15 protein-coding genes and 1 pseudogene are annotated in these 17,918 nt (G+C 73.1%); 8 read left to right on the top strand and 8 right to left on the bottom strand.

All coding sequences use genetic code 11. From position 1 onward, the window contains the following. Positions 1-54: 54 nt before the first annotated feature. Genes ACK8N7_RS27130 through ACK8N7_RS27140 form a run of 3 tightly spaced genes read right to left on the bottom strand, consistent with a single transcriptional unit; the run spans position 55 to position 3,082 of the window. Entirely contained in the window at positions 55-891 is an 837-nt protein-coding gene (locus ACK8N7_RS27130) for a heme ABC transporter ATP-binding protein (RefSeq protein ID WP_500444389.1), read from the bottom strand. After that, positions 888-2,006 (bottom strand): FecCD family ABC transporter permease, encoded by a 1,119-nt coding sequence (locus ACK8N7_RS27135; RefSeq protein ID WP_500444390.1) that lies wholly within the window; start codon positions 2,004-2,006, stop codon positions 888-890. The genes ACK8N7_RS27130 and ACK8N7_RS27135 overlap by 4 nt, the downstream gene beginning before the upstream one ends. Next, positions 2,003-3,082, bottom strand: a complete 1,080-nt coding sequence (locus ACK8N7_RS27140; RefSeq protein WP_500444391.1) for a heme/hemin ABC transporter substrate-binding protein — start codon at positions 3,080-3,082, stop codon at positions 2,003-2,005. Before ACK8N7_RS27140 ends, ACK8N7_RS27135 begins: the two co-directional genes overlap by 4 nt. A gap of 187 nt (positions 3,083-3,269) precedes the next feature. Here ACK8N7_RS27140 and ACK8N7_RS27145 point away from each other — a divergent pair, with 187 nt between their 5' ends. The 3 genes from ACK8N7_RS27145 to ACK8N7_RS27155 all read left to right on the top strand — a co-directional run bounded on the left by ACK8N7_RS27145 (position 3,270) and on the right by ACK8N7_RS27155 (position 7,121). Continuing rightward, positions 3,270-4,721: an HtaA domain-containing protein gene (locus ACK8N7_RS27145; RefSeq protein WP_403208646.1), complete on the top strand. Its 1,452-nt coding sequence runs from the start codon at positions 3,270-3,272 to the stop codon at positions 4,719-4,721. Positions 4,722-4,805: 84 nt separating this feature from the next. Beyond that, positions 4,806-6,371, top strand: coding sequence for an HtaA domain-containing protein (locus tag ACK8N7_RS27150; RefSeq protein ID WP_500444392.1), 1,566 nt, complete (start codon positions 4,806-4,808; stop codon positions 6,369-6,371). Positions 6,372-6,449: 78 nt separating this feature from the next. After that, positions 6,450-7,121: a PhzF family phenazine biosynthesis protein gene (locus ACK8N7_RS27155; RefSeq protein ID WP_403208650.1), complete on the top strand. Its 672-nt coding sequence runs from the start codon at positions 6,450-6,452 to the stop codon at positions 7,119-7,121. Positions 7,122-7,153: 32 nt separating this feature from the next. Here ACK8N7_RS27155 and ACK8N7_RS27160 read toward each other — a convergent pair whose 3' ends face one another. Then, positions 7,154-7,819: a biliverdin-producing heme oxygenase gene (locus tag ACK8N7_RS27160; protein ID WP_015608180.1), complete on the bottom strand. Its 666-nt coding sequence runs from the start codon at positions 7,817-7,819 to the stop codon at positions 7,154-7,156. 207 nt (positions 7,820-8,026) lie between these two features. Next, positions 8,027-8,884: a type I methionyl aminopeptidase gene (gene map, locus ACK8N7_RS27165; protein WP_319340852.1), complete on the bottom strand. Its 858-nt coding sequence runs from the start codon at positions 8,882-8,884 to the stop codon at positions 8,027-8,029. A gap of 58 nt (positions 8,885-8,942) precedes the next feature. Between map and ACK8N7_RS27170 the strand changes: the two genes are divergently transcribed. Next, positions 8,943-9,179: a hypothetical protein gene (locus ACK8N7_RS27170; protein ID WP_089114972.1), complete on the top strand. Its 237-nt coding sequence runs from the start codon at positions 8,943-8,945 to the stop codon at positions 9,177-9,179. Between the two features lie 86 nt (positions 9,180-9,265). Here ACK8N7_RS27170 and ACK8N7_RS27175 read toward each other — a convergent pair whose 3' ends face one another. Both ACK8N7_RS27175 and ACK8N7_RS27180 read right to left on the bottom strand, forming a co-directional pair. After that, on the bottom strand, positions 9,266-10,564 hold the full coding sequence (locus tag ACK8N7_RS27175; RefSeq protein WP_403208654.1) for an MFS transporter: 1,299 nt from the start codon (positions 10,562-10,564) through the stop codon (positions 9,266-9,268). 71 nt (positions 10,565-10,635) lie between these two features. Continuing rightward, positions 10,636-11,238 carry a hypothetical protein gene (locus ACK8N7_RS27180; protein ID WP_403208656.1) on the bottom strand — a complete coding sequence of 201 codons (603 nt, stop codon included), beginning with the start codon at positions 11,236-11,238 and terminating at the stop codon, positions 10,636-10,638. A gap of 173 nt (positions 11,239-11,411) precedes the next feature. Between ACK8N7_RS27180 and npdG the strand changes: the two genes are divergently transcribed. From npdG to ACK8N7_RS27195, 3 genes and pseudogenes are all read left to right on the top strand, one after another. Further along, the gene (gene npdG / locus ACK8N7_RS27185) at positions 11,412-12,122 is read left to right on the top strand and encodes an NADPH-dependent F420 reductase (RefSeq protein WP_364577879.1); all 711 of its coding nucleotides are present in this window, start codon (positions 11,412-11,414) and stop codon (positions 12,120-12,122) included. Positions 12,123-12,218: 96 nt separating this feature from the next. Continuing rightward, positions 12,219-12,401 carry a hypothetical protein gene (locus ACK8N7_RS27190; RefSeq protein WP_403208658.1) on the top strand — a complete coding sequence of 61 codons (183 nt, stop codon included), beginning with the start codon at positions 12,219-12,221 and terminating at the stop codon, positions 12,399-12,401. 148 nt (positions 12,402-12,549) lie between these two features. Then, positions 12,550-13,529 (top strand): annotated as a pseudogene (locus ACK8N7_RS27195) (ABC transporter permease family protein); the annotation flags it as partial. A 33-nt stretch (positions 13,530-13,562) separates the two neighbouring features. On the opposite strand, the gene ACK8N7_RS27200 reads toward ACK8N7_RS27195, so the two are convergent. Next, positions 13,563-14,369, bottom strand: a complete 807-nt coding sequence (locus tag ACK8N7_RS27200) for a site-2 protease family protein (RefSeq protein WP_500444393.1) — start codon at positions 14,367-14,369, stop codon at positions 13,563-13,565. Between the two features lie 144 nt (positions 14,370-14,513). Between ACK8N7_RS27200 and ACK8N7_RS27205 the strand changes: the two genes are divergently transcribed. Continuing rightward, on the top strand, positions 14,514-17,918 hold the full coding sequence (locus tag ACK8N7_RS27205; protein WP_500444394.1) for an AfsR/SARP family transcriptional regulator: 3,405 nt from the start codon (positions 14,514-14,516) through the stop codon (positions 17,916-17,918).

The following is a 17,918-nucleotide window of genomic DNA, read 5'->3' on the forward strand; positions in this document are numbered from 1 at the left end:
GGCGCGGACCGGATACAGCGCCCACAACGTGACCTGGACCCCGGGACTTCGGGCTCAGGGGCGTACGGGGACGACCAGCGGCGTCCCCGTACGCGGATGCGGGAACACCTCCACCGGCTGCCGGTACACCTCGCCGAGCAGCTGCCCGTCGAAGATCTCCTGCGGCGGCCCCACCACCGCGATCCGCCCCTCGCGCAGCACGGCCACCCGGTCCGCGTACGCCGCGGCGAGCCCCAGATCGTGCAGGACCACCACCACGGCGTCCCCGGCGGCGGCCCGCTCCCGGCAGATCCGCAGCACCAGCTCCTGGTGGCGCAGGTCCAGTGCGGCCGTCGGCTCGTCCAGCAGCATCAGCGGGGCCCGCTGCGCCAGCACCCGGGCCAGCGCCACCCGGGCCCGCTCACCGCCCGAGAGTTCGGAGAACGGGCGGCCGGCGAACCGGGTCACCTCGGTGGCCGCCATCGCCGCGGCCACCGCCGTGTCGCCCTCGTCCTCCAGCTCCGTACCGGCCCAGGGCGCCCGCCCCATCCGTACGACGTCCTCCACCGGGAACGGGAAGGAGAGCACGGCGGACTGCGGCAGCACCGAGCGGCGCAGGGCCAGTTCGGGCGCGGTCCAGGCGGTGGCCGGGCGGCCGCTGATCAGCACCTCGCCGCTCCCCGGGGCCAGATCGGCGGCGAGCGCGGCCAGGAGCGTCGACTTGCCGGCCCCGTTGGGCCCGACCAGCGCCACCACCTCGCCCGCGTGTGCGGCCAGGCCGATGGAGTCCAGCACCTGCCGCTGCCCCAGCCGGACCGAGAGCCCCACGGCCTCGACGGCGGGGGAGCCGGGGGCGACGGGCGAGGGCAGCTCCCGGGTGCGTACCGCGAACAGTTCTCTCAGGGTCCTCATGCCCAACCACCTTGCTTACGACGGGTCCTGCGCAGCAGCCAGAAGAAGAACGGGCTGCCGAAGAGCGCGGTGAGCACCCCGAGCGGCAGCTCGGCGGGGGCGGCCACGGTCCGGGCCGCGAGGTCGCCGGCCACCAGTACCAGGGCGCCGCCGAGCGCGCTCCCGGGGATGAGGAAGCGGTGGCCGGGGCCGTTCGCCATCCGCAGCAGGTGCGGGACGAGCAGCCCGACGAACGAGATGATCCCGGCGACGGCGACCGCGGCGGCCGTCAGCAGCGCCACGACCAGGACCAGCAGGATCCTCAGCCGCTCGACGTCCACGCCCAGGTGACGGGCGGGCCGTTCACCGAGGGCCAGCAGGTCCAGCTTGCGGGCGTAGAACGGGGCGATGAGCAGCCCGGCCAGTGCGCAGGGGAGTACGGCCAGCACCTTGGGCCAGGTGGCCTGGGAGAGCGAACCGAGCTGCCAGAAGGTGATCTGCGTGATCTGCGCGTTGTCCGCGAAGAAGATGAACAGCCCGATCAGCGCGCCCGCGAAGGCGTTGACGGCGATACCGGTGAGGATCAGCGTCACCACTTCGGTCCGGCCGCCGGAGCGCGAGAGCGTGTAGACGAGCAGCACGGTGGCGAGTCCGGAGATGAACGCGAAGACCGTGATGGTCCAGTTGCCGAAGAAGGTCAGCCCCAGCGCGATCGAGGCGACCGCGCCGACCGCCGCACCCGCCGAGATCCCGATCACTCCGGGCTCGGCCAGCGGGTTGCCGAACACGCCCTGCATCAGGGCGCCCGCGCAGCCGAGGGAGGCGCCGACGAGCAGCGCGAGGACGACGCGGGGGAGCCGGACGTTCCACAGGACGCTCTCGCCGACCCGGTCCAGCGGCTGGCCGCCGATCCCGATCCGGTGCTGGACGGAGGCCAGGACGTCCCCGATGGGGATGGAGTACGCGCCGACGGCGGCCGAGAGCAGACAGCCGGCGAGCAGGGCGAGGGAGAGCCCCACCGTGAGCACGAAGGCTTTGCTGCGCGGGGACTTGGGGGCGGCCTTCGCGTCGGCGGTGCCGTCGGGGGCTTCCTTGGAGAGCGGCTCCCCGGTGCGTTCCTCGTACGAGGTGGTCACTGGCCCTTGCCGCCCTTCGGGTAGAGCTGCTCGACGATCTCGGCGAGCACCCGGTCGGTGCGCGGGCCGTAGTTCAGCAGCACGCCGTCGTCGATGGAGACGACCCGGCGGTCCATCCCGGCGGGCGTCTCCGCGATGCCGGGAATCTTCACCAGACCGTCCGTACCGCCCACCGAGTCGAGCCCCTTGCTCATCAGGAGGATCGCGTCGGGCGCGGCCTTGGCGAGCGCCTCGCTGGTGATGGCGGTGAAGTCCTTGTCCAGCCCGGACGTCTTGCCGGCGTCGACCGCGCCCGCCGCCTCCAGCAGCGAACTCGCCCCCGACTCCGCGCCGCCCAGCAGATAGACGGAGGCCGAACCGCGCAGATAGAGGAAGGCCACCCGGGGCTTCTTGCCGTCGGCGTGGTCCGGGATGGTCTTCTGCACCGCGGCGATCCGGGACTCGGTGCGCTTCTTCAGCTCCGTGCCCGCGGCCGGTACGCCGAGCACCTCGGCGACCGTGTCGATACGGCGGCCGACGTCGTCCAGCCCCTTGGCGGGCTCGACGACGACCAGCGGGATACCCGCGTCGCGGATCTGGTGGATCGCCTCGGCCGGTCCGGTCGTGGTGTCCGCGAGGACGACGGTCGGCTTCAGCGAGAGCACGCTCTCCGCCGAGACGTCGTGGGCGCGGGTCACCACCGGGAGCTTCTCGGCCTGTTCGAAGGTGGCGGTGATGTCCCGGGCGACGACCTGCTTGCCGAAGCCGAGGGTGAAGACGATCTCGCTCAGCGATCCGGTCAGCGGCACGATCCGGTCGGTGGAGCCGATCGTGACCTTCTTGCCGTCCGCCGAGTCCACCGTCACCGGCAGCTTCGGCGCGGGCGCGGCGGCCAGCGGCTCGACCCGGTCCGCGTCGGCGGAGCTCCTGGCGGCCTTCGGCGCGGAACCGTCACCTCCGCCGCACCCCGTCAGGAGGAGGGCGAGGGCCACCGCGGCAGTGAGGGCGGCGCCCGCCCGGCCGCGGACCGGGCGACGGCCGAAGGCCGCCCGTCCGGTGTCCGGGCTGGTGGGGGCGAAGTCCTGCGAGATGCGCACTGGGCACCGTCCTGTCGTTCCGCGGCGTGCGATGGGTGGTTCGGCGGGTGGTTCGTCGGTGGTTCGACGGGTGGTTCAGGTGTGACGTATGTGTCGATGGTGTGGAGGTGCCGGAGGGGTTCCGGCACAGGCTGGGAATACCTTAGGTTAGCCTTACCTTCACAATCAGCCCTCGGAGGGGTCCCTCATGCTGCCGTCCAGATCCGCCCGCGCGCTCGCCGTCGCGCTCCTCGCGGTGCTGCTGGGAGCGATGCTCCCCGCCACCGCCGCGCAAGCGGCCAGCCGCACGGTGCAGGGCGGACGGCTGGACTGGGGGATCAAGTCCTCCTTCCAGAGTTACGTCACCGGCCCCATCGCCCAGGGCAGTTGGAACCTGACCGGTGGCGCAGCCACGGTCGGCGGCAGCCAGTTCCGCTTCCACTCCGCCAACGGTTCCTACGACCCGGCGACCGGCGCCTTCAGCTCCGGCTTCTCCGGCGGGGTGCACTTCACCGGCCACAAGAAGGCCGACGGAACCAACGAGCTGGACCTCGTCATCAGCCGCCCCACCATCAAGATCGGCGGTGGCGCCGGCACGCTCTTCGCCGACATGGTCAGCAAGCAGCGGGGCACCGGCAAGGTCACCAACCGCTCCCAGGTGCCGCTCGCCACGCTCGCCCTCGGCGGGATCAACATGAAGGGCGGCTCCACCCCCATCGCCCTCAGCAACGTCCCCACGACGCTGACCTCGCAGGGCGCCTCCGCCTTCGCCGGCTACTACACCGCCGGTACGCCGCTCGACCCGATCAGCCTCTCCGTGGATACCAAGGGCGCCGCCGAGCCGAAGCCGGCCCCGTCCGAGAAGAAGGACGAGGACGCGAAGAAGAAGGCCGAGAAGGAGAAGGCGGGCCGCTTCGAGGCCGCCGCCGTCGACTGGGGTGTCCGCCGCACCTTCCGCGAGTACGTCACCGGCTCCATCGGCCAGGGCAAGTGGACGCTCGCCGACGGTGCCGAGGACGGCGGGGCGCTCTTCCGCTTCGCCCAGGGCAAGGGCACGTACGACGCGAAGAAGCAGACCCTGGACGCCGGCTTCGACGGCAGCATCCACTTCACCGGCGCGCACGACCTCGACCTGAAGTTCGCCGGCGTCACGGTCGCCGTGGCCAAGGGCGAGGGCACCCTGTCGGCGGACGTCACGAGCGCGGGCACCACCCGCGAGGACGTCCCCCTGATCACCTTCGCCGCCAAGGACTTCGCGCCCGAGGAGGGCCTCGCCGTCCTGACCGAGGCGCCCGCCACCCTCACCGAGGACGGCTCCAAGGCGTTCGGCTCCATGTACAGGGCGGGCACCGAGATGGACCCGGTCTCGCTCGCCGTCGCCGTCGACGACAAGGCCCAGCTGCCCGCGCTGCCCGACCTCGGCAGTGAGCCGACGGCCGCCGCCGAGCCCACGGCGAAGGCCTCGGCCGAGCCCTCCGCCGCGCCGATCGCCGCCGCATCGGACTCCGGCCCGGGCGCCGGCACGTACGCCGCGATCGGCGGCGGTGTGCTGCTGCTCGCCGCGGCCGGAGCGTTCTTCGCCCTCCGCCGCCGCAGGGCCGGGCAGGGTCCCGACGCCGACGCCACCTCCGCGGGCTCCGACGCCCCCCAGGCCTCCTGACGTCCCCCATGCGCGCTTTATGGTTCCTCGCCCCCTCCCCCCACGCCTCCCTCCCTCCCCCGTTTCCCCAGGAGACCCACCCACATGGCAGCAACTCGCCGCCCCATAGCCCTTGCCGCAGCCGTCGCCACGGCCGCCGCCCTGGGCGCGACCTTCGCCCTCCCGGCCTTCGCGGCCGACGGTCCGGCCGCCAAGCCGGCAGCCGACGCCCCCGCCGCGCCGATCTTCCAGCTGGAGTCGGGCGCCCTGGACTGGGGTGTCTACCAGGGCTTCCGCGACATGATCGGCAAGGTCAAGGGCACCGCCACCCTGGCCGACGGCGTCACCCGGAACGCGGACGGCACGTACAAGTTCCCCCTGGTCAAGGGGGAGTACAACCTCGGCAACCACGGCGTGACGTCCGCCTTCAAGGGCAGCGTGCACTACGAGGCGCACGGCGGGGCCCTGGACATCAAGCTGTCCGACTTCAAGGTCGTCACGGTCGGCAAGAGCGGGAAGATCACCGTCGACGTCACCACCAAGTCCCCGGGCAAGGAGGCCGTGGTCAGCGACGACCTGGCGATGGTCACGCTCGACCTCAACGGTGTCGATCCCTCCAACGGTGCCGAGGGTATGAAGTACGCGGACATCCCGACCGCCTTCACCAAGGAGGGTGGCGCGGTCTTCGGCCGTTACACCGAAGGCATGGCGGCCGACCCGGCCACGCTGGCCGTCAAGCAGGCCACGCCGCCCGTCGACCCGCCGGTCGACCCGCCCGTCGACCCCCCGGTCGACCCGCCCGTGAAGCCCCCGGTCGACCCGCCGGTGAAGCCCCCCGTCGAGCCGACCCCCACCGAGACCGCCAAGCCGGTCAGCGGCCCGGTCGTCGACGGCACCCTCGACTGGGGCCTCAAGAAGTCCTTCCGCTCGTACGTCGTCGGCCCGATCGCGCACGGCAAGGTCGAGACGAGCGACGGCGCCACGGCCAACGCCGACGGCTACCGCTTCACCAAGGCCACCGGCCGCCTCGACGCCGAGAAGAACACGCTCACCGCACAGTTCAAGGGCAAGGTGCGCTTCCTGGGCCACGAGACCGGCGGCGGGTACGAGCTCGACCTCTCCCTCAGCAACCTGAAGGTCGACGTCCAGGGCACCGCCGGCAAGCTCGTCGCCGACGTCTCCACCAAGGACCGCGCCTCCGGCAAGGTCAACACCTACACCGGCCTGGCCTTCGCCGACCTGAAGGTGCCCGCCGGTGCGCTCGCCGCCAAGGAAGGCGTCGTGAACCTCAAGGGCATCCCGGCGACACTCACCGAGGACGGCTCCAAGGCGTTCAGCGGCATGTACAAGAAGGGCGAGGAGCTCGACGCCCTGAACACCGCGGTCTCGCTCGACAAGGACGCCACGCTGCCTCCGGGCGGTTCGACGGGCGGCTCCGGCTCCACCGGCGGCTCGGGCTCCACGGGCGGCTCCACCACCGGCGGTTCCACCACCGGCGGCGGCACGGTCGGCGGTTCGGCCACCGGCGGTTCGGTCGGCGGCTCCGGCGCCCTGGCGGCCACCGGCTCCGACGTCCCGACCGGCGCCCTGATCGGCGCCTCGGGCCTCGCCGTGGCGGCCGGCGCCGGCATCGTCATCGCGGCGCGCCGTCGCCGTATCGCCACCGCCTGATCAACTCCGCACCACCCGCAGGGCCGTACCGGCAGGTACGGTCCTGCGGCCGTTCCCGGGTGGTGCTTGAATGCGCACGTGAACCACTACGACGTACCCAGGGGCATAGACGTCCTGCGGGTCTTCTGCGGCCCCGACGGACGCCACGGCAACGCCCTCGGCGTCGTACGCGACGGGAGCAGCCATCCCGACGAGGCCTCCCGGCAGCGGCTGGCCCGGCAACTGGGCTTCAGCGAGACCGTGTTCGTCGACGACCCGGAGCGCGGCCGGGTGGACATCCACACCCCGGGGCTGCGCCTGCCGTTCGCCGGGCACCCGCTGGTCGGTGCCGCCTGGCTGCTGGACCTGGAGATCCTGGAACTGGCCGTCGGGGACGTCTTCGCCCGCCAGGACGGGGAGTTCACCTGGATCACCGCACGCCCCGAGTGGGCCCCGCCGCGCACGCTCCAGCAGTACGCCACGGCGGACGAGGTGGAGGCGCTGCCGGGACCGCCGCCCGGAGAGGGCCGGCTCTACGCCTGGGCATGGGAGGACGAGGCCGCCGGGCGGGTGCGCGCACGGGCCTTCCCGCGACGCGGCGAGGGCATCGTCGAGGACGAGGCGACGGGCGCGGCGGCCATGCTGCTGAGCGCGCGGCTCGGCAGGGCCCTGAACATCACGCAAGGACGCGGCTCCCAGATCCTCACAGCACCGGCGCCGGACGGCACGGTGGAGGTGGGGGGCCGCGTCCTGATGGCCGCCCGGGGCTGAGCCCCGGACGGCGGTAGGCGCTGCAGCAACGGCTACGCGCTGAGCGGGAACACCTCGCCCAGCTCCCGGAAGACCGCGGTGTTCAGCGCGAAGGCGCGCTTGCACTCCTCGACGATCCGCTGCTTCTCCAGGTCGTCCGCGTTCACCGCGTCCAGCAGCTCGCGGTAGCCCCGCTTGAAGGCGGCCGGGTTGCCGATCTCCTCGAAGACGTAGAACCGCACGCCGTCGCCCTTGCGCTCGAAGCCCCAGGTCTTCTCCGCCTTGTCGCGGATGATCTGGCCGCCCGAGAGGTCGCCGAGGTAACGGGTGTAGTGGTGCGCGATGTAGCCGGCGGGCCAGGTGCGCGCGCACTCGGTGACCCGGGCGGCGTACGCGGCGGTGGCCGGCAGCGGCTCCAGACCCTCGCGCCAGTTCTCCCCGCGCAGATGCGCCAGGTCGCGCTCCAGCTCCGTGGAGCGCATCAGCTCGGGCTGTATGAAGGGCCCGGCGACCGGGTCGTTCCGCAGGGCCTCCGCGCCCTCCTCCAGCGCCCGGTAGACGAACCACAGCTGCTCGGTGTAGCGCGTGTACGCATCGACACCCAGCCGCCCGCCGAGCAGGTCACCCATGAAGGTCGAGGTCTCGGCCTCGGTGTGCTGCTCGTGCGACGCGGTGCGGATGAGCGTCGAGAAGGGAGTGACGGTGGCGGTTGCGTCCAAGGCGGGCCTCCGGGGACCGAGGGGGACGGGAAGTCCAGAAACAGACGGAAATACCGGCAGGCGACCGCCGCGACGCTGCGGCGGCGCATGCAGGTATGCCCGATCCTCCTACTTAGGTTTACCTAAGTCAACTGGTTCCCGACTGCTTGTCGGTAAAAAATACCCCCGGAGGGCCCGCGGTGGGCGGTAAAGGAAATTTTGGGGTGATTACGGCAGGGTGAGGATCTCCGCGCCGGTCTCCGTGACCACCAGCGTGTGCTCGAACTGCGCGGTCCGCTTGCGGTCCTTCGTCACCACGGTCCAGCCGTCCTCCCACAGGTCGTACTCGTGGGTGCCCAGCGTCAGCATCGGCTCGATGGTGAACGTCATGCCCGGCTGCATCACGGTGGTCGCCTGCGGGCTGTCGTAGTGCGGGACGATCAGACCGGAGTGGAACGAGGAGTTGATCCCGTGCCCGGTGAAGTCGCGCACCACCCCGTACCCGAACCGCTTCGCGTACGACTCGATGACCCGGCCGATGACGTTGATCTGCCGTCCGGGCCGGACCGCCTTGATGGCCCGGTTCAGCGACTCCCGGGTGCGTTCGACGAGCAGCCGCGACTCCTCGTCCACGTCACCGCAGAGGTAGGTGGCGTTGTTGTCGCCGTGCACGCCGTTGATGTAGGCGGTGACATCCAGGTTCACGATGTCCCCGTCGCGCAGCACGGTGGAGTCGGGGATGCCGTGGCAGATGACCTCGTTGAGCGAGCTGCACAGCGACTTCGGGAAGCCCCGGTAGCCGAGCGTGGAGGGGTACGCGCCATGGTCGATCATGAACTCGTGCGCGACCCGGTCGAGTTCGTCCGTGGTGACGCCCGGGGCGATGTGCTTGGCGGCCTCCTCCATCGCCTGCGCCGCGATGCGGCCCGCGATGCGCATCCGCTCCACGGTGTCGGAGTCCTGGATCTCCGGGCCGGTGTACGGCGTCGGAGCCGGCTTCCCCACATACTCGGGGCGCCGGATGTTTCCGGGTACGGAACGGACGGGAGTGATCTCCCCTGGTACGAGAAGCGACTGGCCAGACATGCCAGCGAGTCTAACCAGCGGCTCCGGGGCACCATGGCGATAAGGAAAGGAGCCGTCGATGGCCCTGTTCAAGAAGCGCACGGTCGGCAAACCGGGCGAATGGTACTACTGCCTGGAGCACAAGAAGGTCGAGGAGGGCCCGGAGTGCCCTGCCCAGAACCGCTTCGGCCCCTACACCTCCCGCGAGGCGGCCCAGCACGCGATGGACACGGCCCGCGACCGGAACCTGGAGTGGGACACGGACCCCAAGTGGCACGACGAGGACAAGGGCAAATCAAGCCCGTCCGGCGATTGAGGACCTCTTCCAGCCTCGCCGGCGCTTGAGGCCGCACCCCAGCCCCTCCGGCGTTTGAGGAGCGGGGTACGGGGCGGAGCCCCGGGTCACCCCTCCACCCGGGCCTCCCGCCTCCGCACCGCGTCCTCATCCGTCTCCGAGTCGTACCGCACCAGCTTCGGCAGCGCCGCCGTCAGCAGCGCCACCGAGGCCACGCACGCCACCCCGCCCGTCCAGATCGCCGACCGGGTCCCGGTCCAGCCCGCCATCGCCCCGGCCCGCACCTGACCCAGCTGCGGTCCCACGCTGTACGAGAGCACCTCGATGCCCGCCAGCCGGCCCCGCAGCTCCTCCGGAATGGTCTGGTTCCAGATGGTCGAGCGCCCCAGCCCGCTCAGCATGTCGCCCGCCCCGGCCACACCCAGGCAGAGCAGCACCACCCACACGCTGGAGAACCAGCCCGCCGCCGCGATCGCCAGCCCCCAGACCGCCGCCCCGAACACCACGAACAGCCCGTGCCTGCGCACCCGGGACGTCCAGCCGCTGGTCAGCCCGAGCGCCAGCGAGCCGACCGAGCCCGCCGCGTACATCAGCCCCAGCGACCACTCCGCGTCCAGCTCGTCCGCCAGGAACGGGAAGATCGTGTTCGGGAAGGCGAAGAACATCGCCGCCAGGTCGATCGCGTACGTCCCCAGCAGCACCGGCCGGCTCCAGGCGTACCGGGCCCCCTCCACGATCCCGCGCAGCGACGGCTTCCGCGCGTCCCGGGCGGGCGGTGCCGGGGCCAGCCGCAGACAGAGCACGACGGAGGCGGCGAACGTGCACACCGTCACCGCGTACGCCGTGCCGTGACCGGCGTACGCCACCACCACACCGGCCAGCGCCGGGCCCGCGATCGCCCCGATCTGCCAGCGCAGCGAGTTCAGCGCGGCCGCCGCCGTCTGCTGGGCGTGCGGCACGATCCGGGCCATCAGGGAGTCCAGCGCGGGTCGCTGGAGCCCGGCCAGCGCGGCGACCCCGCCGGCCACCACGTACAGCGGCCACAGCAGCGGCTCCGGCAGCAGCGCGTTCACCAGCAGGATGGCGGCGAGCACGCCCAGCCCCGCCTCGGTGAGCAGGATGACCCGGCGCCGGTCCACGGAGTCGGCGAGCGCCCCGCCGTACAGCCCGAAGACCACCAGCGGTACCAGCTCCACCGCCCCCATCGCCCCGACCGCGAGCGGCGATCCGGTGAGGTGCTTGATCTGGAGCGGCAGCGCGATGAGGGCCATGAAGCTGCCGAAGTACGTGATCAGCCCCTGGATCCACAGCAGCCGGAAGTCGGGCGAGGACCGCCACGGGGAGAGGTCCGGCAGCAGGGCACGGAGCCGGGACGGAGGCGGGGAGGCAGGGGGAGCTTCGGTCACGAAGGGCCATGATCGGTACTACGGGACGCTCCAGGCAAACCGATTTTTCCGCAGGCCGCTTTCACACGCCCTCACCACCGCCCCGGCGGCGGCTCCGTCAGCCGGTCGGCGAGGCGGGAGAGCCGGTCCCGGAAGGTGTGGCCGCCGCGCGCCACCGGCCTGCTGTTCTCCCCGGCCGCCGCGCTCACCAGGTGCTGCACGATGTCCAGGTCCACCTCGTCGTCCTCCGCCACCACCAGCGACTCGTGCGCCAGCCCGCCGACCTCCGGGTCACCGCCGTCCAGGGCGAGCACCCGCGCCCCGGCCCGCCGGGCGTCGTGCACCCGCTCCAGCAGCCCGCCGTCCGGCCGCTCCGGCGCGACCAGCAGCACGGTCTGGCCCCGCCCCGCCGCCTCGATCCGGCCGAGCCCGACCGCCAGATGCGCCGGATCACCCGCCGCCACCCGGTGCCGCACCAGCGTGGGCGTCAGCTCCGGGAGCCCGGACCAGGTGGACTCGTCGGCCAGGTGGGCCGCCAGATGCCACGGCTCGTACGTCTCGGTCCCCACGAGCAGGAGCCCGCCCCCCTGCGGTACGACGGACGAGCGCAGCGCCAGCGCGAACCGGCGGGCGGAGTCCGGCCACCGGGTCCCGGCCAGTACGTCACGGAGCAGGGCGACACGTACGGCATCCATGGCCCGGCATCCTGCCCCCGCACCCCGCCCGGCGGTGCCCCTCGGCCTCCGGCTCACCCGAACGGAGGACCCTACGGAGGCTCGTGGGGTGGCCGTGCGCCGGCCTTACGGTGAGGCAGATCGCAGGCCCTCGGGGCGGGATTCCGGGCACTACCTGGCAGTAGGGTCGGCCCATGACTACACAGGACAGCGGCAGCGCGCCCAAGCCCCCCGCCAAGGACCCCTGGGACCTCCCCGACGTCTCCGCCCTGAGCGTCGGCGTACTCGGCGGCACCGGCCCGCAGGGGCGCGGCCTCGCCTACCGGCTCGCCCGCGCCGGGCAGCGGGTCACCCTCGGCTCCCGGGACGCCGGACGGGCCGCCGAGGCGGCCGCCGAGCTCGGCCACGGAGTCGAGGGCGCGGACAACGCGGAGTGCGCCCGCCGCAGCGACATCGTGATCGTCGCCGTGCCGTGGGACGGCCACGCCAAGACCCTGGAGTCCCTGCGCGAGGAGCTCGTCGGCAAGCTCGTCATCGACTGCGTCAACCCGCTCGGCTTCGACAAGAAGGGTGCCTACGCCCTCAAGCCGGAGGAGGGCAGCGCCGCCGAGCAGGCCGCCGCCCTGCTGCCGGACTCGCGGGTCACCGCGGCCTTCCACCACCTCTCGGCGGTGCTGCTCCAGGACGAGTCCATCGAGGAGATCGACACCGACGTGCTGGTCCTGGGCGAGGCGCGGGCCGACACGGACATCGTGCAGGCGCTGGCGGGCCGGATCCCCGGGATGCGCGGCATCTTCGCGGGCCGGCTCCGCAACGCCCACCAGGTCGAGTCGCTGGTCGCCAACCTGATCTCGGTCAACCGCCGCTACAAGGCCCACGCCGGACTGCGCACCACCGACGTCTGATCCTTTCGGACCGGGCCCGGGCCAGAGGCGGGGCACAACGGGGCATGGGGGACACTGGACGGGACCGAGACCGTTCCCCGACAGGAGCCGCCCCCCATGCCCCGCCTCGCTCTCTACGCCCTCGTCGTCTGCGTCCTCGCCGTCGCGGCGGCCGTGGTCTCCTTCGTCCAGGGCAGCCTGCTCGGGATCATCTGGGTGCTGATCGCGGGGCTCTCGTCGAACATGGTCTGGTTCTACGTGCGCAAGCAGCGCATGGACGCGGCCGCCGAGGCCGGCTGAACCCTCCCCGCGCCACCCCTCCTGGACCCTGAGCCGTTCGGGTCGAGGGCCCTCCCCCGTGGGCGCGCCCCGGAGACCGGACGCCGTCCGGGGCCGACCATGTGACGGCCTCGCCACGGCCGTGGCGAGGCCGACGCGGGAGGACCGCGTGGCAGACGCGAGGGACGACGGGTACGGATCCGTATCGACCGCACGGACGGATGACGGGCCCCAGGGCTTCCTGGGGGAGGTGCGCGACGCCGTCACCACCCGGTCCGCGCTCGTCATGCCCGGGGTGCTCCTGCTCCAACTGGGCTTCGCCCTCTCCTACATGGGCGCCTTCCACGCGCCCGAGCCGCACAAAGTGCCGATCACCCTCGTCGCGCCGCCCGCCGTCGAGCGGGACCTGGTGGCACGGCTCGACGCGCTCCCCGGCGACCCCCTCCACGTCACTCCTGTCGCGGACCGCGCCGAGGCCCGGGCGCGGCTGCTGGACCAGCGCACCGACGCCGCCCTCGTCGTGGACCCCGCCCGACGCACCGACACCCTGCTCGTCGCCTCGGCGGGCGGACCGTCGGCCACCACGTCGGCCACGGAGATCCTCCAGGAGGTCGCCGGGGCGCAGAACCGCACGATCCTCGTACGCGACCTCCGCGCGCCCTCGGCAGGCGACTCGCGGGGTCTGTCGTCCTTCTACCTCGTCCTCAGCCGGACGATCGGCGGCTACCTCGCCGCGTCGGCCCTGAACATGGCGGCCGGCTCCAAGAAGCCCACCCTGCGCCGCACCCTGGTCCGGCTGACGGCGATGCTCCCGTACGGCTTCGACTCGGGCATCGGCGGCGCGATCATCGTGGGCCCGGTGCTGGACTGCCTGCCGGGCGCGTTCTGGGAGCTGGTCGGCATCGGCACCCTGGTGGTGTTCGCCTCCGGGGCCGTGGGCGTCGCCCTCCAGTCGGTGGCCGGCACGGTCGGCCTGGGCTCACCATCCTGATCTTCACGATCCTGGGCAACCCCAGCTCCGGAGGGGTGTACCCGTCCTCGCTGCTGCCACCGTTCTGGGCCGCGATCGGGCAGGCCCTGCCTCCGGAGGCCGGTACGACCGTGGTCCGCAACACCGTCTACTTCGACGGCCCCCGCACGGACACGGCGGCGGCCGCAGCCTTGTGAGGACGGCCGCCCGGCTCACTCCACCGCGCACCCCGGGTCCTGCTCGCCGAAGAACGCCTTCCAGAAGCGGTAGAGGTCGTACCCGCAGTAGCGCTGGGTGTCTTCGACGCCCAGACCGCCCAGCAGTGCGTCGATCCCGTCGAAGAAGGCGATGTTCACCCCGGGAATCCACAGGATGGCGAACACCGCGATGAGTCCGAACGGTGCGATCGGCTCCACCTGGCGCCTGATCCTGTACGACAGCCAGGGCTCGATCACCCCGTAGCCGTCCAGCCCCGGGATCGGCAGCGAGTTCAGGATCGCCGCCGTCACCTGGAGCATCGCCAGGAACGCCAGCGCGTACTGGAAGGGGGGCGGGACCCCGTCGAGCGCGTCCAGCCAGAACGGGGCCGTGCACACGACCGCGAACGCCACGTTCGTCAGCGGGCCCGCCGCCGAGATCAGGCTGTGCTTCCACCGGCCGTGGATCCGGGCCCGCTCGATGTAGACCGCGCCGCCGGGCAGGCCGATCCCGCCCATGACCACGAAGAGGACCGGCAGCACGACGCTGAGCAGGGCGTGCGTGTACTTCAGCGGGTTGAGCGTCAGATAGCCCTTGGCCTCCACCGAGAGGTCCCCGCTGTGCAGCGCCGTGCGGGCGTGGGCGTACTCGTGGAGGCAGAGCGAGACGATCCACGCCCCGGTGACGAAGAGGAAGACCGCGAAGCCGGTGGCGTCGGCGAAGCCCGTCCACACGGCCCAGCCCGCGACTGCGGTGACGGCGGCGATCCCGAGGAAGACCGGGCTGATTCTCCGGTCCTCGCGGGTGGCTGCGGTGGTCATCGGCACACACTCCTGGGGCTGGGCGGAACGGCGACGGCTGTGGGGACGGTCGTGGATACGCCGACACGGCGGCAACGACGACGACCCGGGCAGGAGTTCCGCCCTGTCAACACCGTGCGACCGTCCGTCGCGGACAATGGGCCCGTGCGCTACTGCATCCTCGGCACCACCCGGGCACTCCGCGACGACGGTACGGCCGTCCCCATCGGCGGGGCGCGGCTGCGCGCCCTGCTCACCGTCCTCGCGCTGCACCCCGGGCGGACCGTCCCGGCCGGAGTGCTGGTCGGCGAGGTGTGGGACGGCGATCCGCCCGCCGACGCGGCCGGCGCGCTCCAGGCGCTGGTCGGGCGGCTGCGGCGGGCGCTGGGCCGCAGCGCCGTCGAGTCGGTGGAGAACGGCTACCGGCTCGCCGCCGCGCCGGACGCCGTGGACCTGCACCGTTTCGAGCGGCTGGCGGGGGAGGGGAGCCGGGCCCTGGAGGAGGGTGACGCGGTCAAGGCCGTCCCCGTCCTCGACGAGGCCCTGGCGCTCTGGGGCGGGCCGCCGCTCGCCGACCTCCCCGACCGCACGGCGCCCGCCTCCCGCCTGGAGTCCCGCAGGCTCGGCGCCCGGCGGGCCAGGCTCGACGCGCTGCGTCTCCTCGGGCGGGCGGACGAGGCCCTGTGGGAGCTGGCCGCGCTCTGCGCCGCCCACCCGCTCGACGAACCGCTCCAGGCCCTGCGCATCAGGGCCCTGCGGGACGCCGGACGCACGGCCGAGGCGCTGGCGGCGTACGACGAGGTCCGCACCGTACTCTCCGAACGCCTCGGCACCGACCCCGGGCCCGAACTGCGCGGCCTGTACGGAGAGCTCCTCCACCAGGAAGCCGCGCCCGCCCCGCAGCCGCCCGCCCCGCACCCCGAACAGGCCCCCGGGGAGATCCCCGTACCCCGGAAGCAGCCCACCCGCCCGCCGCCCCCGACCTCCTCGCCGCAGCTCTCCCAACCCGCGTCCGGCAACCTCCGCGCCCGGCTCACCAGCTTCGTCGGCCGCGACCCCGACATCGCGGCCCTGCGCGAGGACCTCACCCGCACCCGGCTCGTCACCCTCCTCGGCCCCGGCGGCGCGGGCAAGACCCGGCTGTCGCAGGAGACCGCGGAGGCCGTCGCCGGCGCCTGGCCCGACGGGGTCTGGCTGGCGGAGCTGGCCCCCGTGGACGACCCGGCCGCCGTGCCCGAGGCCGTCCTGAGCGCGGTCGGCGCCCGGGACACCGTGCTGCGCGGGGCCGGCGCCGAGGAGCTGCGGGCCTTCACCGAACACGGCGCGGGCGACCCCCTCGTACGGCTCACCGAGTACTGCTCCCGGCGCCGCATGCTCCTCCTGCTGGACAACTGCGAGCATGTCGTCGACGCGGCGGCCGCCCTCGCCGACCATCTGCTCACCCACTGCCCGCAGCTCACCGTCCTCGCGACCAGCCGCGAACCCCTCGGCGTACCGGGCGAGTTCGTCCGCCCCGTCGAACCGCTGCCCGACCCGATGGCCCTGAGACTGCTCGCCGAGCGCGGGGCCGCCGCCCGCCCGGGGTTCCGCACCGACACCGACGAGGGGACCGCGGCCGCCTGCGCCGAGATCTGCCGCCGGCTCGACGGGCTGCCGCTCGCCATCGAACTGGCCGCCGCCCGGCTGCGGATGCTCACCCCGCGCCAGATCGCCGACCGGCTGGACGACCGCTTCCGCCTGCTCACCAGCGGCAGCCGGACCGTGCTGCCCCGCCAGCAGACGCTGCGCGCGGTCGTCGACTGGTCCTGGGAACTGCTGGACGGAGCCGAACGGGCCGTACTGCGCCGCCTCTCCGTCTTCGCGGGCGGCTGCGGGATCGCCGCCGCCGAGGAGGTCTGCGCCCTGCCCGCCCCGGCCGACGGGGTGGCCGTCGGCCCCCTCGACGTCGCCGCGCTGCTCGGCTCCCTGGTCGACAAGTCGCTCGTCGTCGCCGCGCCCGGCGAGGACGCCGAGATGCGCTACCGGCTGCTGGAGACCGTCGGCGAGTACGCGGCCGAGCGGCTGGCCGAGGCGGGCGAGCGGGACGCCGTCGAGCGGCGCCACCTGGTCCACTACCGGGAGTTCGCCCGCACCACCGGGCCGAAGCTGCGCGGGGCCGGCCAGCGGGAGGCCATCGAGCTGTTCCGGCGCGAGTACGAGAACCTGCGCACCGCGCTCCGCCACGCCGTCGCCGCCGGGGAGGAGCAGGAGGGGCTCTGCCTGGTGCTCTCGCTGTCCTGGTACTGGATGATGCGCGACCTGAACGCCGACGCCCGCCAGTGGGCCGAGGCGGTGGCCGCCCTCGGCCCCGACCCCTTCGCCCCGCCCGGCGTCCGGGCCCCCTCCCTGCTGGAGCGGACCACCGACCGGCCGCCGCCGTGGGAGCCGGAGCAGGTGGCGGAGGCGCGGCGCGGGGTGGGCCTGATCCAGCTGGTCAGCATGGACCACGCGATGGACGAGTGGATGACCCCCGAGGGGCAGGAGCGGCTGCGCGTCATCAGCCGCACCTACCGGGCCGGGCAGCCGCAGACCTGCCGTACGCCCGGTTCGCTCTGGATGTTCTCGATCCTGCTCACCGGTGAGGTCGACGAACTCCGCGCGCTGATGGACGAGACGGTCCGGGCCTCCCGGGACTTCGGCTACGAGTGGGAGCTGGGCGCCGCGCTGGAGATGCGCGCCAAGATCCTCGCCAGCCGGCCCGACTGGGCGGGCGAGGCGCTGGCCGACGCCGACGAGAGCCTGGAGATCTTCGCCCGGCTCGGCGACGACTGGGGAGCCGCCGAATCGCTCTCCTCCCGGGGCGAGGCCAACGAGCGGGCTGGCCGTCTCACCGCCGCCACCGAGGACTACCTGGCCTCGATCGAGTACGCCCGGGCGCTCGGCGCCCGCGCCCAGGTGGCGGTGTTGCGCGCGCGGTACGCGGGGGTCCTCACCGAACTCGACCGGTTCGACGAGGCCGAGGCCATCCTGCGGGAGATCGTCGACGGCGGCCGGTTCGCGGGCCACGAGGCGGTGCCGACCGCCCGGCTGCACCTGGGCTTCCTGCTCGGACGCCAGGGCCGCCTCGCCGAGGCGCGCGAGCAACTGGTGCTGCTGCGCAAGGAGTTCAGCTCCCGTACGGTCGGTGTCTTCGACGGGTTCGTGCTCGGGGTGCTGGCCTGGCTGGACAACCTCGACGGTGCCCACGCCTCCGCGCTCGACACCGCCCTGGCCGCGCTCGGCCGCTCCCAGGACCGGCTCTCGGCGATGATGGCCCCGTACATGGCGTCCATGCAGCTGATGACCATGGCCCGGGCGCTCGCCGGACTCGACGGCGCCGGAGCCCCGGAGACCGCCGCCCGGCTCCTCGGCCTCCAGGCGGCGCTCCTGCCCCCCGAACACGTACCGACCGCCCTGGAGCGCCAGGCCCTCGCCGAGGCCGAGGAGGCCGTACGCGCCCGCATCGGCGACGAGGCGTACACGGCGGCGTACGAAGAGGGCGGCGGCCTCACGATCGAGGAGGCCACCGCCCTGGCGGGCGCGTACCGGTGA

The organism is Streptomyces griseobrunneus (assembly GCF_046713465.1).
GTDB classification, from domain to species: Bacteria; Actinomycetota; Actinomycetes; order Streptomycetales; family Streptomycetaceae; genus Streptomyces; species Streptomyces microflavus.

Coding starts and splice junctions, on each gene's coding strand:
- ACK8N7_RS27145 (WP_403208646.1), top strand. CDS start 3,270: ATGCTGCCGTCCAGATCCGCCCGCGCGCTCGCCGTCGCGCTCCTCGCG.
- ACK8N7_RS27150 (WP_500444392.1), top strand. CDS start 4,806: ATGGCAGCAACTCGCCGCCCCATAGCCCTTGCCGCAGCCGTCGCCACG.
- ACK8N7_RS27180 (WP_403208656.1), bottom strand. CDS start 11,238: ATGGATGCCGTACGTGTCGCCCTGCTCCGTGACGTACTGGCCGGGACC.
- map (WP_319340852.1), bottom strand. CDS start 8,884: ATGTCTGGCCAGTCGCTTCTCGTACCAGGGGAGATCACTCCCGTCCGT.
- npdG (WP_364577879.1), top strand. CDS start 11,412: ATGACTACACAGGACAGCGGCAGCGCGCCCAAGCCCCCCGCCAAGGAC.
- ACK8N7_RS27170 (WP_089114972.1), top strand. CDS start 8,943: ATGGCCCTGTTCAAGAAGCGCACGGTCGGCAAACCGGGCGAATGGTAC.
- ACK8N7_RS27200 (WP_500444393.1), bottom strand. CDS start 14,369: ATGACCACCGCAGCCACCCGCGAGGACCGGAGAATCAGCCCGGTCTTC.
- ACK8N7_RS27190 (WP_403208658.1), top strand. CDS start 12,219: ATGCCCCGCCTCGCTCTCTACGCCCTCGTCGTCTGCGTCCTCGCCGTC.
- ACK8N7_RS27130 (WP_500444389.1), bottom strand. CDS start 891: ATGAGGACCCTGAGAGAACTGTTCGCGGTACGCACCCGGGAGCTGCCC.